This is a genomic window from Accumulibacter sp. (genome assembly GCF_023806635.1).
Taxonomy (GTDB): Bacteria; Pseudomonadota; Gammaproteobacteria; order Burkholderiales; family Rhodocyclaceae; genus Accumulibacter.
The window spans coordinates 1-15,142 of sequence record NZ_JAMTDQ010000069.1; the positions used below are offsets into that span (position 1 = coordinate 1).

Consider the following 15,142-nt stretch of genomic DNA (forward strand, 5'->3'; position numbering starts at 1 on the left):
CAATCGTCCTGAACCTCACCACTCCCGGCCATGGGGGTCGAAATGAGAACTGGTGTGCGCAGGGAGATCTGCTGGTTCATCGTCCAGAAGTCGTACAGGATGCCGATCAGGAAGAGCCCGCCGGTGAGCAGGTAGAGGATGCCGGTCGGCCATTTGCCCTGATACATCCGGTGTACACCGAGGACGCCGAGGAAGGTCAGCAGCAGCCAGGCGATGTTGTAGTCGATGGCGCCGGAATGGAAGCGCAGATCGGCGTCGCGATCCATTCCGGGGATCAGGAAGAGGTCGATCAGCCAACCGATTCCCAGCAGGCCGAGGGTGAAGAACCAGATCGTCCCGGTCACCGGCTTGCCGTAATAGAAGCGGTGCGCGCCGAGAAAGCCGAAAAGCCAGAGCAGGTAGCCAATGAGCTTGCTGTGGTTGTCCCTTTGCTGCATGTGCATCACTCCGTGTCGTCAGCTTGCCTGCCGGGCGAATCGACCATGGTCCGGCTGCGCGCAGGGTGAAGGGTACCATCTCGTTGCGTCGATGGCACCCCCCGCGGACCCTGTTCGCGGCGACTGTGGCTGTCGGCGACGTCGTTCAGGCGGCGCGGGCGACCGCTGTGGCAGCGCTCTCGCTGCCGGCGGCAAGCTGGCGGCGCCAGTTCTCGACCTGCTGCAAGAGTTCGTCGGGCCTCTTCCTGACGACTTCCGGCCGGCCGGCATGGATGCGGCCGTTGTTGCCGTCGAGGCACAGCCAGTCGCCCTCGGCGAGCTCGTGGCCGGCGATCCGGCAACGTCGCCGGGCGAGGTCGGGCACCAGTTCGCGGCAGCCGACCAGGCAGACCTTGCCGAGCTGTCTCGCCACCACCGCAGCGTGCGAGGTGCGGCCGCCGAGGGCGGTGAGGATGCCGGCGCTGACGGCGATCCCGGCGATGTCCGCGGTCGCCGTTTCCTGCCGCACCAGAAGCACCGGATCGCCTGCCGCTGCCAGTCTCTCGGCAGCCGCGACGTCGAGGACCAGGCGGCCAACGGCGATGCCGATGCCTGCCGGCGTGGCGCTGGCCAGGAAAGCCTGTTCGTCGGGGTGCGCCAGGCTCACTTCCTCGATGCTTGCCAGATCGACAGCCTGCAGTTGCGCGAGCGCCACCGCGGGACTGACCAGCCCGGTGGCCACGAGGTCGACGGCGATGCGCAGCGCTGCCAGCGGTGTCCTCTTGGCAACTCGCGTCTGCAGCATGAACAGCTTGCCGTCCTCGACCGTGAACTCGAACTCCTGCGCATCACCGAACGCTCCCTCGAGTGCAGCGGCGATCCTTTCGATCTCGCGGCGGGTGTCGGGCAACAGCTTCTCGAGTGGCACTTCGTCAGCCAGCGCGTGCCGGCCCGAGACGACGTCCTCACCCTGGGCATTGAACAGGAAATCCAGGTACGGTTCGCTGGCCCCGGTCGACGGGTCGCGGGAAAAGGCGACACCGGCGCCGGACATTCCCCCGGAGTTGCCGAAGACCATCCGCTGTACCGTCACTGCGGTGCCCGGCGAATCGCCGATGTGGTGTGCCCGGCGGTAGCTGACGGCCTTCTCGGACTGCCACGAACGAACCACTGCCACGGCGGCCTGTTCGAGTTGCAGCATCGGCTCCTGTGGAAACGGCGTGCCGGTCAGTTGCTCGAAGAGTGCCAGATAGTCGCGTGTCAGCGAGGCGAGACTGCGAAAGTCGATCTCGCGCGAGTTGCTGGCCCCGCAGGCGCGCATGCATTCGTCGAGACGGCTGGCGAAGGCGCTTGCCGGGCAATCATGCACGACTTCCGCGAAACCCTGCACCAGGCGTCGGTAGCAGTCCCAGGCCAGGCGCGGATTGCCGGTGCTGCGGATGATCGCGTCGACCGTCAGATCGTTGACCCCGACGTCGAGCAGCGTCTCCATCATTCCGGGCATCGATACCGGCGCTCCGCTCCGCACCGAAACGAGCAAGGGCCGTCGGCGCGCGCCGAAGCCGAGCCCGCTCTCGCGCTCGACATGGCGGATTCCCTCGGCGAGGGCGTCGCGCAGTTCGGCCGATGCGCCGCCGGCAGCGGTGACGGCCTGCCGGGCGAAGCCGGTGGTGAGGACGAAACCCTGTGGAACCGGCAGTCCGAGGCCGCTCATCGCGACCAGGTTGAAAGCCTTGAAACCCATTTCCTCGATGCTGCCGGGCCGTGACGTGGCCGCCTTGCCGCCGAACAGGAACGGCGAGCGCTGTGCTGCCGGTACTCCAGACATTTTCTTCCTCCCATCCTAGTGTGCAGCGACTTCGCTCAGCGCGTGGTCGCGAAACTTCAGGGCGACGCGCAGCAGCTCGTCGACCGCCTGTTCGAGGTTCTTGCCGGCCTCCGCCAGGACGTAGAGTTCGCGGAAGCTGCCGGCGCGGGCCAGCAGAGCGGCTTCCGCCGCACGCTCGGCATCGTCGCACTGGTGCTCGAGGGCGATGATGCGGTGAACGCCGGCCAGCAGGTCCTGCATGTCCTCGCGTGACGAGGCGTCGCGCCCGCTGCGGGCCGTGGCGACGACCTTGACGTACTCCTGGGCAGCGGCCAGTACCAGCCGCGCCAGTGTCTCGAGCTGCCGACAGAGATCGCCGTTGCTCTCCGCCGGCAGCGTCGTCAGACGGAACGCGGCATCCTCGAGGCAGTCGACCACTTCGTCGGCGGCCTCGATGAGCTGCGCGAGGAAAGCCGCCGGCTCGCTGCGGCGCATCGCCAGCCGTGCCGCCTGGACCAGCTCGTCGGCCTGCGATTCCCAGGCCTTGGCGCGCTCGGCGTTATGGCCGAAATGACGCTGCCAGTCGGACAGACGGGCGCGCAGCAGGCTGTCGCGCAAGCCGGCTGCCACCTCCCAGGTCAGCGCGGCATGCTCGGCAGCCATGTCGAGCAGCCGTTCCTCGGCACTGCGGAAGAAGCGCGACAGCTCGACCACCACCTCGTCCTCGATCAGCAGGATCTGCTTGCCCTCGCGCAGTCCGAGCGAGGCGGCACGGAAGACGAACTGCATGAACTCCCGCGCCAGATTGCGCGGCAGCACGTCGTGCAGGAAGAGGCCGGGGCGATAGTCGCCGCGGGCGGCGAGCGCCAGGCCGCGATAGATCAGCTCGTCACCGCCACACTTGAGGAATCCCATGTGTCCGACGTCCTCGTCTGCCGCCCATTTCAGCAGATCGGCCGCGTCGGCCTTGCCGAGCAGGCTGCGCAGGCGCTTGCGCGCCTTGTTCCAGTCGATCAGGAAGACCAGCCGCGAACCGAGGAAGGCGAGGAAGTCGAGCAGGCCGTCGCGGTCGCCGGCCTCATGGCGGGCAGCCGCAAGGTGATAGAGGCCATCGTCCATGGCACCGTCACGGCGCGACAGGATGTCGTCCCAACGGACCTTCCAGCGCGCGAAGAGCGATGCGAAGAAATTCAGTCGCTGCAGATGGACATCCGAATACAGGGTCGTCACCGTCAGGTTGTCGACACGGATCACCAGGACATGCGCATCGGTCGTGCCGATGTCGTTCTGGATCACCACCACCCCGCCCGAGCGGGCAGCCGTCGTGCCCAGGCCAGGATGATCGAACTTCAGCGGCGCCGTCCGCCTGACCCCCTGCATGAACGCCGCGACGAGTTCGCGATCCTCGTCCGCCAGTCCGTAGGTCATCGCGCCTTCTACGGATTCCGTCGCCAGCGCCGCCTGCAGGACGTTGAGTTCCTTGTGCAGGTCCATCACCAGCAGGTGCAGGCTGTCGCCGCGCTGGCGGTCGGCCCGAGTCATGGTGTCGATGCACGCCGCGTCGATCTGGTCGTCCTCGGCGACGGCGGCGGCCGAGAGCCGCGCCAGACGCTCGCCGAAGCCGGCAGAGTGATCGCCGTCGGCGACCGCCGCCAGCGGTGCGATCATTTCGCGTATCGCCGCCAGCAACTTGTGCACGATCTGCTCCGCTTGCGGGATCAGGTAGGGGCCCTCCGGGCTGCGCCGTGCGGCGGCCACCACCTGGTCGAGCGCGGGCTGATCGACCGAGGAGGCGATCCGTTCCTCGCGCAGGGTCGAGAACGGGCGCTCGAGGTTGTCGGCGCGCACGCGCGCCGTCTGCAGCAGTGAAAAGTAGTACTTGGCCCGGTCGTTCGCGGTCAGCGCGTCGTTGACCAGCGCCGGCAGCAACAGTGCGTCTTCGCCGAGCGCGCCGACAATCTTGAGCTTTTCGGTCATCGTGGGAGTACCTGGTGACGGGACCGGCGCAGAATGCATGGCCCGTATTGCGGCCCGATGTCTGTTTCGCTGCGGAACGATGACGATCGTCTTCGCGGTCGTGCTGGCGCGACGGGAAGATGCCGCGCGCGATGCGAACGGCCGGTGCTGCCGCAGCGAGCCCGTCCGTTGTCGACCAGCAGCGGTGCCGGGTCCGCTTCCCAATCATTGCCGGCACGGCGGTTGCCGAATTCGACCTCCGGCAGGAAAGGAACCATCATCCGCGAAGCGGGACCATCCGACGATGGAGTCGGCGGCCCGCACTGCGCCATCGCCACTCCCTGCGAACGATGGCGAATCTTGTCCGCTTGATGTCCGGAAAAGGTATCGTCGCCCGTGCTGACTGGCGTTAAGCTCGCAACGTTGTCAACAACCTGGGGTCCACGGATGTCCGCGACTGGTGTTCCGGGTGAGCGTCGGGCAGCGCTCATCATCATCGACGTGCAGGAGTCTTTTCGCCACATGCCGTACTGGTCGGAACTCGACCTGCCGCCGTTCCGGGCGGCCCTGCTCCGCCTCGAGGCCGCTTGCCGGCAGCGCGGCGTGCCGGTGGTGCACGTCTTCCATGTCGAGCCGAACGGCCCCTTCAGCATCGCCTCGGGACATGTGCGTGCGCTCGACTGGCTGCCGGGATCGCCCGACGCCTGCTTCTTCAAGCACACCCACAACGCCTTTTCGGACACCGGCCTCGATCTGTACCTGCGCCGCCTGCGCATCGAACGCCTGCTGATCGCCGGCATCCGCAGCGAGCAGTGTTGCGAGACGACGGCACGCGTCGGCTCCGACATCGGCTACGAGGTGGCCTTCGTCATCGACGCGACGCTCACCTTTGCGATGACGCATCCGCGCAACGGTCGCCTCTTCTCGCCGGCGGAAATCAAGGAACGCTGCGAACTGGTGCTCGCCGGACGCTTTGCCAAGGTGCTCGGCGTCGACGAATGCCTGCAGGATCCGGGAGAAGCCGATGCTTGAACTGCGCCCGAACTGCGAGGCCTGCGGTCGAGACCTGCCGCCGGATGCGGCAGAGGCGATGATCTGTTCGTTCGAATGCACCTTCTGTGTCAGCTGCGCGATTTCACGACTGGCCGGTCGCTGCCCCAATTGCGGCGGCGAACTGCTTCGCCGCCCACGGCGCGTCGGCGCACCGGCCACCGGCAGCGGCGACGGGCCTGGGCACGATGCATCCGCGTGACATCGCGCTGGCGCTGTTGGTGGTCGGCGTCTGGGGACTCAATTTCGCCGTCATCCGCGCCGGCGTCGCCGAGGTTCCGCCACTGTTGCTCGGTGCCCTGCGTTTCCTGCTCGCCGCTTTCCCGGCGGTGTTCTTCCTGCGCCCGCCGAAGCTGCCCTGGCGCCTCTACCTGGCCTACGGCATGAGCATCTCGGTCGGGCAGTTCGCCTTCCTGTTCTCTGCGATCCACCTCGGCATGCCGTCCGGCCTCGCTTCGCTGGTGCTGCAGTCACAGGCCTTCCTGACGATGATTCTCGCCGCCGTGTGGCTGAAGGAGCGCTGGCAGGGCCACCAGCTCGCAGGCCTGCTGCTGGCGGCGGGCGGCCTGGCCCTGATCGGCTCGGCGCACGGACTCGAGATGCCACTGCTGGGCTTTCTGTTGACGCTGGCTGCCGCCTCGATGTGGGCCACGGGCAACATCGTCACCCGGGCAGTGGGCCGCTACGGGCCGATCAACCAGCTCGCCTTCGTCGTCTGGGCCGGCCTCGTGCCCCCGCTCCCCTTCCTCGCGCTGTCGCTGCTGCTCGAAGGCTGGCCGGCGATCGATTCGGCGATCGGCGTCTTCAGCCTGCGCTCGTTCGCCGCCGTCGCCTATCTCGCCTGGGCGGCGACGCTGCTCGGCTACGGTTTGTGGACGCGCCTGCTCGGCGCCTACCCGGTCAACCAGGTTGCGCCGTTCAGTCTGTTGGTGCCGCTGGTCGGGCTGACGACCGGCTGGCTGGCATTTGGCGAGGCGCTGCAGCCGCTGCACTTCGCCGGTGCCGCGTTGCTGATGCTCGGCCTGGTGATCAATCTGTTCGGCGCCCGTCTTCTGCTGCGGGTCGGCGTGCGAGCATGACGCTGTCGGTGTGGTTCGTCCTCACCCCGGGCGTCCTCCTGCTCGACTACGCCGGGCCGGCGGAAGCACTGCGCATGGCCGCCGAGATGGGTGCCGACCTGTTGCTGCACCACTGCGCACCGGTACCGCGACTCGCCACCTCGCTCGGCGTCGAAATCGGCGGCCTGCGCGCACTGCCGCCCGAGCTGCCGCCGCACAGTCTGCTGATCGTCACCGGCAATGCCTGCGAAGCCGAAGACTACGCCCGGCCGGAAGCGCACGCGGTCATCGATTGGTTGCGCCACGCCCCGCGCGCCGACACCGCCATCGCCAGCATCTGTTCCGGCGCGCTGCTGCTGGCGGCCGCCGGCCTGCTCGAGCATCGCCAGTGCACGACCCACCACAGCCTGATCGACGATCTGCGGGCGCTGGCGCCGACTGCCCGGGTGCAGGAGAACCGGGTCTTCGTCGAGGATGGCCAGCTGCTGACCAGCGCCGGCATCACCACCGGCATCGACCTGGCACTCTACCTGATCGAACGTCATGCCGGCGCCGAACTGGCCGCGCGGGTCGCCCGCCGGCTCGTCGTCTACCTGCGTCGCAGCGGCCACGACGAGCAGCTCTCCCCGTGGCTGGCGCATCGCAACCACCTGCATCCGGCCGTACACCGTGCGCAGGACGCGATGGCGCAGGAGCCGGAGCGATCCTGGACGTTGGCTGAACTGGCGCAACGGGCGCACGTCAGCACGCGGCATCTGACGCGGCTGTTCGCGGAGCACGCCGGCGTCGGCGTGCTGGCCTACCAGCAGCAGTTGCGCATCGCCCGTGCCCGCGAACTGCTCGCCGACGGACGCCTGTCGGTCGAGCGTGTCGCCGAACTGAGCGGTTTCAATTCGGCCCGCGACTTTCGCCGTGTCTGGCGACGACATGCAGCCGGGGTGCCGCGTGAGCAGCGCCGGCGAACCGCCGCTGCCCGTTGACCCGACGCCCTGCTGGCGCAGTTGACGCCGCCGCGACCCGAAGGCCAGCATCGTCAGACGAACGCCGTGCAACGGCGCAGGCATCGCTGCGGCATCGCCGACCGATCAGTCCGGCTCATGCCCGGGGTGATCTGCACATTGCAACCCGCCGCCGGGCACCAGCCGGCGGCACACGAGTCACTTCCTCAGTGCTGCCTTCCAGTCGCGAAAGACGTCGATGTCAAAGCCGTCCGGGTAATTCAGCAGGCCCGGCCCGTATCCCTTCTTCTTGAACTCGCCATATTGCCAGATGATTTCCTTCGTCTTTCGGTCGATCACGATGACGCGGTCGTTGAGGTCGTCGGCAACGAGGATGTCGCCGGTATCGGGCAGTTCGCGGGCGAGCGAACAATGATCGAGCATCCGCTCGCCATCCTTGGCGAAGTATTCCCAGCTGATCCTGCCGGTTGCCGGGTCGAAGATCACGACCCGACCGGGTTTCCAGAAATCCGCGACGATCACCTGCTTTCCGTCTACCGTCGGGAAGGCGTCCGAGGGGTAACGGATGTTGGGCGCGCGGGTGCTCCACACGACTTTCCCCGCGCGCGTGATGCGCGTGATCCAGCTGTCCTGTATCTCGGTAAGCAGAATGTCGCCGTTTTCGAGGGGCGTTGCTCCATTCGGGTGGCCCAGCGTGTGGGGCGGGTTGTGCACACACTTTCCGGGTGTCCCCCACTGCGTCACGATTCGACCATTCTTCGGATCGATGATGACGACACGGCAGTTGCGGATGTCTGCGGTCAGGAAGGTACCATCTTCGAGGAGGTGTGCATCGTCGGGGTAGTTGAAATGATCGTTGCCGCTGCCCCGGACATCGGGTGTCCCGTGGGTCCAGACAAGTTGCCGTTTTTCGTAGTCGACGATGTGGACATCGTAGTTGTCCTCTTCGCTGACTGCCAGGAGCTTGCCGTCCGACGAGAAATTGACGTCTTCATTGCCACGGTAGACCTTGAGATTCGGCGAAGGGAATTCCCATACGATTCGCTTGTCCGGAGCGACTTCGATGAGTCGGTTGTTTCGCCGATCGGCGATCAAGATCGGGTAGGGAAGCGGCTTGCCCCAGGAAGGCACTGGTTGCTTCCTGTTCCCGGTGACCGGCGGAATGGGGGGAAGGGTGACACCGCTGGAAACGATGCCTGCACCCAGCATCTCGGCAGTAACCTTCACCTCGGTGCCTTTCGGCTTGACGACCGCATTTTCTGCGGCAACGGCTGGGCTGGCCGCAGTCAGGGCGAACATCACGGTGCTCAAGGCGATTCGCACCGGGAAAAGGGACATTCTCAACATCGACTGCGTTCCTTTCATGGCCGAAGGTTTTCCGGCAGGTGGTCAAGTGAACAAGCGTCCAAGAAAGCAAGGAAGCGGGCGTGCAGCAGCTCACTCGCTTTCTTCGACGATCCGGCCGTAGAGCGGTTGCGTGGCCCGCGCGTTGTCAGCGAACGCGTGCCTGTACCGCGCCAACTGGTCAGCCGAGAGTTCGAGCGCTTCCTTCAACAGCAGCCATCGCACACCTTCCGTGCAGGGCGGTGCGGTGAGCGAACCACGATAGGCGTAATAGCCGCGCCTGACCGGAATGGCCGCATCACGGTCGAGACGATCGGCCGCAACGGGGCGCTCGCGCGAATCCGGTGCCGGCATCGTATCGAGAAGCCGAGCCAGCAGGGGGTTCTCGTGCCCGATCCGGAAGAAGACCACCAGGGACAGCAGGCTGCCGTCCGATCCCCGGTGCAGGTAGTGGGCCGCCATCGGGAATTCCTCCCCGCGCACCTTGTCTCCGCCTGGCGAGTGAAAGTGGATCTGCTGGAGTCGAAACCGCTGCGTGCCGATGATCAGATGGCCGCCGTCCGCGAAACGGAGGCGCAACGTATGTCCGTCGTTGGCGAGTCGCGGTTGGCCAAAACGATACCGGACTTCCAGGCCAGGCAAGGCACGGGGCTGGGTCAGCACGACGTCGATCGGTGATTGTGCTCGCCCGCGTCCGCAGACGTCGGCACGAAGCTGCGCCGGTGCTCCGGCAAGGACCGCCAGCAGCACGAAGAGGAGTCCTGGAGAGGAAGGTGACAACCGCACTTTCAGAACCGTCAAGCAAGACCTGACGACGGAATTGTACGTCAGGTGGAGCCCGGTGTGCCGCGGTGTGATCGCAGATTGCTGGTCGCAAGGCCCTCACGTCGCGCTCTTCCGACAATGGGTCGAACCGCCGGCCGCCGGCCGCCAGCCGCCGGCCGCCAGCCGCCAGCCGCCGGCCGCCAGCCGCCAGCCGCCAGCCGCCAGCCGCCAGCCGGTGGTTCTGCCGGTGCAGTCGCCAACACCGGGATGCGATGGTCAGGAACGGCCTCGGCGCAGCCGCCGGCGAAGGCACGTGATGCCGTCGTCCACGTAGGTGTAGACGACCGGGATGACGAGCAGGCTGAGGAAGGTCGAGGTGATCAGTCCGCCAATGACGACGATCGCCATCGGCGCGCGGAAACTCGGGTCGGTGCCGAGCCCGATGGCGATCGGCAGCATGCCGGCGCCCATGGCGACGGTGGTCATGACGATCGGCCGGGCGCGCTTGCGGCAGGCATCGAGCAGCGCCGGCCAGCGGTCGAGCCCGAGATCGCGGCGGGCGAGGACGATGTAGTCGACGAGCAGGATCGAGTTCTTGGTGGCGATTCCCATCAGCATGATGAGGCCGATCATCGACGGCATCGACAGCGCCGTACCGGTGACGAAGAGGGCGAGGAAGGCGCCGGGTATCGACAGCACGAGGGCAACCAGGATGGTCACCGGCTGCACGAAATCCTTCAGCAGCAGGACCAGCACGGCATAGATGCACAGCACGCCGGTCAGCATCGCCAGGCCGAAGCCACGGAACAGCTCGCCCATCGCTTCGGCATCGCCGACCGTCGTCTGCAGGATCCCCGGCGGCAGCTTCTGCAGGCTCGGCAGCGCCAGCGCCTGCGCCTCGACCTCGCCCAGTGGCTGCTGGTTGAGTTCGATCTCGAAGTTGACGTTGCGCAGTCGATCGTAGCGGTCGATCTCGGCCGGACCGCCGGCGAGGCTGAGGTCGGCGACCTGGCCGATCATCACCGGCCCGTTCTTTCCCGGCACCGTCAGCCGTTCGAGCAGACCCAGATCCTGGCGCGCCGCCGCTGGCAGCTTGACGACGATCGGCAACTGCCGCTGCGCCAGGTTGAGCTTGGCGAGGCTCTGGTCGTAGTCGCCGGCGGTGGCGATCCGCAGCACCTCGGCGATCGCCGCCGAGGTCACGCCGAGGTCGGCGGCGGCGGCGAAATCCGGCCGCACGACGAGTTCCGGGCGCACCAGTCCGGCACTGGAAGTGACGGCACCGATTCCCGGCAGGCTGCGCAATTCGCGCTCGACGACGCGGGCGTGCCCGGCGAGCAGTGCGCCGTCCTCGCCGGCGAGAACGAGCACGTACTTTTCGCTCGAACCGCCGAGCCCCACCTTCACCTGGATGCCCGGCAGGACAGTCAGCGCGTCACGCAACTGTTGTTCGACATCCTGCTTCCGCACCCCGCCGCGCGCACTGCGCGGCGTCATGTTGATCGTCAGCGTCGCCTTGCGGACCTCGGCCGCGCCACGCGGCGCAGAGGGGTCGCTGCCGGTGGCACCGCCACCGATGGCGGTGTAGACCATCCGCACATGCGGGTTCTGCTCGACGATCCGCCGCGCCGCCTCGGCAGCGACAAGGGTGTCGCGGAAGCTGCTGCCCGGCTGCAGCGCCAGGTGGACCTGCGTCTGCGAGAGGTCGTCCGGTGGCAGAAAGCCTTTCGGCAGCAGCGGCAGGAGGGCGAACGAGCCGATGAAGAAGGCAAGCGCGACCGCCACGGTAACCCGCCGATGTGACAGGCAGGCCGTCACCCAGTGGCCGTAGAGCCGCAGCCACGCGGGCTCGGTCGCCATGCCACGTGGTGGGCGCAGCAGATGGGCGGCCATCATCGGCGTCAGCATGCGGGCGACGACGAGCGAGAAGAAGACGGCGATCGCCGCCGTCCAGCCGAAGTGGACGAAGAACTTGCCGGCCACCCCGCTCATGAATGCGGTCGGCAGGAAGACGGCGATCAGGGTGAAGGTGGTGGCGATGACCGCCATGCCGATCTCGTCGGCCGCTTCCATCGCCGCCTGGTACGGCGTCTTTCCGAGACGGAGGTGGCGCATGATGTTTTCGATCTCGACGATCGCGTCGTCGACCAGGACGCCGACGACCAGCGACAGCGCCAGCAGGGTGACGACGTTCAGCGTGAAGCCCAGCAGGTGCATGGCGGCAAAGGTCGGGATGATCGACAGGGGCAGCGCGAGCGCCGAGACCAGGGTCGCCCGCCAGTCGCGGAGGAACAACCAGACGACGATCACGGCGAGGATCGCGCCTTCGATCAGGAGCCACATCGAGCCCTCGAAGTTGTCGACCACCGGGTCGACGAAGTTGAAGGCCTCGCTGATGGCAATGTCGGGATGCGCCGCCTGCAGGGCCTGCAGCGCCGCGCGCACACCCTGTGCGACGGCCGCCTCGCTGGCACCGCGCGCGCGGACGATCTCGAAACCGACGACGGGCCGGCCATCGAGCAGGGCGGCCGAGCGCTGCTCGGCGACCGTGTCGCTGACCGTCGCCAGTTCGCTCAGGCGCACGCGCCGGCCATCGCCGAGGGCGATCTCGAGCGCGGCGAGTTCGTCGGCCGACTGCACCGTCGCGATCGTGCGGACCGACTGCTCGACGCCACCGACGTCGGCTCGACCACCGGCTGCTTCCTGCTGCACCTCGCGCAGCTGGCGCGAGATGTCCGCCGCCGTGGCGCGCAGGGCGAGCAGGCGGGCGGGGTCGAGTTCGATGCGGATCTCGCGGCTGACGCCGCCGACGCGGGTCACCGAGCCGACCCCGCGGACGCTGAGAAGGGTCCGCGTCACCGTGTTGTCGACGAACCAGGACAGGGCTTCGTCGTCCATGCGGCTCGATGCGACGGTGTAGGTCAGGATCGGCGCACCGGCAAGCGTGACCCGCGAGATCACCGGATCCTTGATGTCGGCGGGCAGATCGGAGCGGACCCGGGAAACCGCGTCGCGGACGTCGTCGACCGCTTCCTGCGTCGGCTTCTCGAGCCGGAACTCGACGGTGATCGTCGCCAGACCGTCCTGCACCTTGGTGTAGATGTGCTTGACGCCCTGCAGCGTGGCGACCGAGTTCTCGATCTTGCGCGCCACCTCGTTCTCCATCTGCGCCGGCGCCGCACCGGGCAGGCTGGCGCTGACGGCGACGGTCGGCAGATCGACGTCGGGAAACTGCTGGATGCCCATTCCGCTGAAGGCCATCAGCCCGAACAGGGTGAGCAGCGCGAAGAACAGAAGCGAGGCGATCGGGTTGCGGATCGACCACGCGGAAACGTTCATTGCGGCTTTCCGGCCGCGACGAGGCGAACCGTGTCGCCATCGGCGAGGAAGGCGCCGCCGCTGGCGACCACCATCTCGCCGGCGGCGAGACCGTTGCTGATCTCGATCCGCTCGCCGTTGCGACGACCGCTGCCGACCTTCACTTCGCGCACCGTCGCCAGTTGGTCGGGACCAGCGGCGGCAGGTTCGATGCGGAAGACGTAGCTGAAGCCCTCGCGCAGGAGCACCGCCGATTGTGGCAGGCTAAGCGCCGGACGTCGGCCGAACTCGAACTGTCCGCGGACGAACATGCCGGCGCTCAGGACTTCGGCTGCGGCCGGTGGCAGATCGACGTAGACCAATCCGTTGCGCGTCTGCGCGTCCACGCTCGGCGCCACCGCCCGCACCTGGCCCTCGACGGCGGCGCCGCCGGGAGCTTCCAGCCGCGCCGGCAGCCCGGCCCGGAAGAGTGCCAGCTCGTTGGCAGTGACCTCGGCACGCCACTCGAGGCGACCGCCGCGAATCAGCCGAAAGAGCTCCTGTCCGGGTTGCGTCAGCGAACCGACGGTTGCGGCGCGCGCGCTGATGATGCCGTCGTCCGGCGCCAGCACATCGGCCCTGGCGCGCCGGAGTTCGTTGGCGCGCAGCCGCGCCTGTGCCGCATGCAGCCGGGCCAGCGCCGTTGCCGCGGCGGTCTCGCTCTGGATTCCCTGCTGCGGGCTGTAGAAGCCCTTCTCGCGCAGCTGCTTCGAGCGCTCGTGGTTGGCACGCGCCTCGGCCAGCGTCGCTTCGGCCTCGGCGACCGCCGCCCGCGCCTCGGCCAGTTCGCTGTCCACGGCCTCGCTGTCGATGCGCGCCAGGACGGTGCCCTTGCGTACCCGGTCACCGACGTTGGCACGCACCTCGGTGATGCGATGGTTGCTCAATTCGGGGCCGATGATCGCCTCCTGCCAGGCGGCGACGTTGCCGCCAGCCGCCAGCGTCAGCGGCCAGTCGCGCCACTCCGGCGCGACCGCGCTGACCGTCAGCGCCGCTCGAGCTGCCGGCGGCTGTGCCGATGTCGATGCCTGCGGCTGGCATGCAGCCAGCGCGACAGCCAGGATCGTCGCTGTAAACGCAACGACTGGCACTTTTCCGCCTTTCTTCATTGTTTGAACAAGCCATTGATCTGGGTTAGTATTCCGCGCGGCAAGGGGATCGTCTTGTCGGCAACGGGTCGACACCGCTGCCAAACGGCGTCAACAATATCAAAGAGGAGGTCACGTTATCATGAGTAGTATGATTTACGAGCGAATGCGGGTGAATCCCAAATTCCATGAGCTGGTCCAGAAGCGGGGGCGCTTCGCCTGGACCCTGGCAACGATCGTGCTGGTCCTGTTCTACGGATTCTTCATGCTCGTCGCCTTCAACCCGGGGCTGCTCGGGCAGAAGATCGCCGAGGGCTCGATGTGGCCGATCGGTTACACGATCGAGCTGGCCCTCTTCATCTTCTTCTGGCTGACGACAGTCGTCTACGTGCGCCGCGCCAACGGCGAGTTCGACGACCTGACGCAGGAGCTGATCAAGGACGCACAGAAGGAGGGCAAATGATCGCTCGCACCCTGACGACCCTGGCCCTCGCCGGCGCCGCCGGCCTGGTGCAAGCCGCGCCGGCGGTCGAGGCGACAGCCAAGCAGGCGACCAACTGGCACGCGATCATCATGTTCCTGATCTTCGTGTCGTTGACGCTGTTCATCACCAAGTGGGCGGCGAGTCGCACCAAGACGACCGCCGACTTCTACACCGCCGGCGGCGGCATCACCGGCTTCCAGAATGGCCTGGCGATCGCCGGCGACTACATGTCGGCAGCGACGCTGCTCGGGTTGACGGCGATGGCCTACAGCCAGGGCTACGACGCCTACATCTACATGCTCGCTTTCTTCGCCGGCTGGCCGATCATCCTCTTCCTGATGGCGGAGCGGCTGCGCAACCTCGGCCGGTTCACCTTTGCCGACATCACATCTTACCGGCTCGACCAGGGCACGGTGCGGACGATGGCGGCGATCTCGTCACTGGTCGTGGTCGTCTTCTACCTGATCGCGCAGATGGTTGGCGCGGGGCAGCTGATCAAGCTGCTGTTCGGCCTCGACTACAACATCGCGATCTTCATCGTCGGCATCCTGATGATGATCTATGTCGCTTTCGGCGGCATGGTCGCGACGACCTGGGTACAGATCATCAAGGCCTGCCTGTTGCTCGCCGGTGGCACGCTGACCATGATCCTGGCCTACTCGCAGTTCGGTTTCTCCTTCTCCGATCTGCTGACCAAGGTCGAGGCCGTGCACAAGCTCGGCGCCAGGCTGATGGCGCCGGGCAGCCTGCTCGCCGACCCGATCACCGCCATCTCGCTCGGCCTCGGCCTGATGTTCGGTACCGCCGGCCTGCCGCACATCCTGATGCGCTTCTTCACCGTCGGCAACGCCAAGGAAG

Annotated in this window: 12 protein-coding genes and 1 pseudogene; 6 read left to right on the forward strand and 7 right to left on the reverse strand. The window is 67.1% G+C overall.

What is annotated here, in order from left to right; all coding sequences use genetic code 11:
• The 3 genes from NFW30_RS12665 to NFW30_RS12675 form a co-directional block, all read right to left on the reverse strand.
• Nucleotides 1-437 (reverse strand): TM2 domain-containing protein (locus NFW30_RS12665; RefSeq protein ID WP_295355513.1); only part of this gene is annotated, 437 nt, incomplete at its 3' end.
• Between the two features lie 145 nt (nt 438-582).
• Nucleotides 583-2,244: a PEP/pyruvate-binding domain-containing protein gene (locus NFW30_RS12670; RefSeq protein ID WP_295355515.1), complete on the reverse strand. Its 1,662-nt coding sequence runs from the start codon at nt 2,242-2,244 to the stop codon at nt 583-585.
• 15 nt (nt 2,245-2,259) lie between these two features.
• Nucleotides 2,260-4,200, reverse strand: a complete 1,941-nt coding sequence (locus NFW30_RS12675) for a DUF47 family protein (protein WP_295355517.1) — start codon at nt 4,198-4,200, stop codon at nt 2,260-2,262.
• Nucleotides 4,201-4,626: 426 nt separating this feature from the next.
• Here NFW30_RS12675 and NFW30_RS12680 point away from each other — a divergent pair, with 426 nt between their 5' ends.
• From NFW30_RS12680 to NFW30_RS12695, 4 genes are read left to right on the forward strand one after another with little or no spacing between them, the layout of a single operon-like run.
• Nucleotides 4,627-5,211 carry an isochorismatase family protein gene (locus tag NFW30_RS12680; protein ID WP_295355519.1) on the forward strand — a complete coding sequence of 195 codons (585 nt, stop codon included), beginning with the start codon at nt 4,627-4,629 and terminating at the stop codon, nt 5,209-5,211.
• The gene (locus tag NFW30_RS12685; protein ID WP_295355521.1) at nt 5,204-5,431 is read left to right on the forward strand and encodes a DUF1272 domain-containing protein; all 228 of its coding nucleotides are present in this window, start codon (nt 5,204-5,206) and stop codon (nt 5,429-5,431) included. Before NFW30_RS12680 ends, NFW30_RS12685 begins: the two co-directional genes overlap by 8 nt.
• Nucleotides 5,418-6,308 (forward strand): EamA family transporter, encoded by an 891-nt coding sequence (locus NFW30_RS12690; RefSeq protein ID WP_295355523.1) that lies wholly within the window; start codon nt 5,418-5,420, stop codon nt 6,306-6,308. Before NFW30_RS12685 ends, NFW30_RS12690 begins: the two co-directional genes overlap by 14 nt.
• Nucleotides 6,305-7,267 (forward strand): helix-turn-helix domain-containing protein, encoded by a 963-nt coding sequence (locus NFW30_RS12695; protein WP_295355525.1) that lies wholly within the window; start codon nt 6,305-6,307, stop codon nt 7,265-7,267. Before NFW30_RS12690 ends, NFW30_RS12695 begins: the two co-directional genes overlap by 4 nt.
• 177 nt (nt 7,268-7,444) lie before the next feature.
• On the opposite strand, the gene NFW30_RS12700 is transcribed toward NFW30_RS12695, so the two are convergent.
• The 4 genes from NFW30_RS12700 to NFW30_RS12715 all read right to left on the reverse strand — a co-directional run bounded on the left by NFW30_RS12700 (nt 7,445) and on the right by NFW30_RS12715 (nt 13,803).
• Entirely contained in the window at nt 7,445-8,611 is a 1,167-nt protein-coding gene (locus NFW30_RS12700; RefSeq protein ID WP_295355527.1) for a PQQ-binding-like beta-propeller repeat protein, read from the reverse strand.
• Nucleotides 8,612-8,683: 72 nt separating this feature from the next.
• Entirely contained in the window at nt 8,684-9,340 is a 657-nt protein-coding gene (locus tag NFW30_RS12705) for a carbonic anhydrase family protein (protein WP_295355529.1), read from the reverse strand.
• A gap of 291 nt (nt 9,341-9,631) precedes the next feature.
• Complete coding sequence (locus NFW30_RS12710) at nt 9,632-12,694, reverse strand: efflux RND transporter permease subunit (RefSeq protein ID WP_295355531.1); 3,063 nt, start codon at nt 12,692-12,694, stop codon at nt 9,632-9,634.
• Nucleotides 12,691-13,803: an efflux RND transporter periplasmic adaptor subunit gene (locus NFW30_RS12715; RefSeq protein WP_295355533.1), complete on the reverse strand. Its 1,113-nt coding sequence runs from the start codon at nt 13,801-13,803 to the stop codon at nt 12,691-12,693. Before NFW30_RS12715 ends, NFW30_RS12710 begins: the two co-directional genes overlap by 4 nt.
• A gap of 139 nt (nt 13,804-13,942) precedes the next feature.
• On the opposite strand from NFW30_RS12715, the gene NFW30_RS12720 reads away from it, so the two are divergent.
• Together NFW30_RS12720 and NFW30_RS12725 are read left to right on the forward strand one after the other, a co-directional pair.
• Complete coding sequence (locus NFW30_RS12720) at nt 13,943-14,263, forward strand: DUF485 domain-containing protein (RefSeq protein WP_295355535.1); 321 nt, start codon at nt 13,943-13,945, stop codon at nt 14,261-14,263.
• Nucleotides 14,260-15,142, forward strand: a pseudogene (locus tag NFW30_RS12725) (cation acetate symporter); the annotation flags it as partial. The gene NFW30_RS12720 and the pseudogene NFW30_RS12725, both read left to right, overlap by 4 nt.

Coding starts and splice junctions, on each gene's coding strand:
- NFW30_RS12685 (WP_295355521.1), top strand. CDS start 5,204: ATGCTTGAACTGCGCCCGAACTGCGAGGCCTGCGGTCGAGACCTGCCG.
- NFW30_RS12695 (WP_295355525.1), top strand. CDS start 6,305: ATGACGCTGTCGGTGTGGTTCGTCCTCACCCCGGGCGTCCTCCTGCTC.
- NFW30_RS12700 (WP_295355527.1), bottom strand. CDS start 8,611: ATGAAAGGAACGCAGTCGATGTTGAGAATGTCCCTTTTCCCGGTGCGA.
- NFW30_RS12710 (WP_295355531.1), bottom strand. CDS start 12,694: ATGAACGTTTCCGCGTGGTCGATCCGCAACCCGATCGCCTCGCTTCTG.
- NFW30_RS12690 (WP_295355523.1), top strand. CDS start 5,418: ATGCATCCGCGTGACATCGCGCTGGCGCTGTTGGTGGTCGGCGTCTGG.
- NFW30_RS12670 (WP_295355515.1), bottom strand. CDS start 2,244: ATGTCTGGAGTACCGGCAGCACAGCGCTCGCCGTTCCTGTTCGGCGGC.
- NFW30_RS12675 (WP_295355517.1), bottom strand. CDS start 4,200: ATGACCGAAAAGCTCAAGATTGTCGGCGCGCTCGGCGAAGACGCACTG.
- NFW30_RS12680 (WP_295355519.1), top strand. CDS start 4,627: ATGTCCGCGACTGGTGTTCCGGGTGAGCGTCGGGCAGCGCTCATCATC.
- NFW30_RS12720 (WP_295355535.1), top strand. CDS start 13,943: ATGAGTAGTATGATTTACGAGCGAATGCGGGTGAATCCCAAATTCCAT.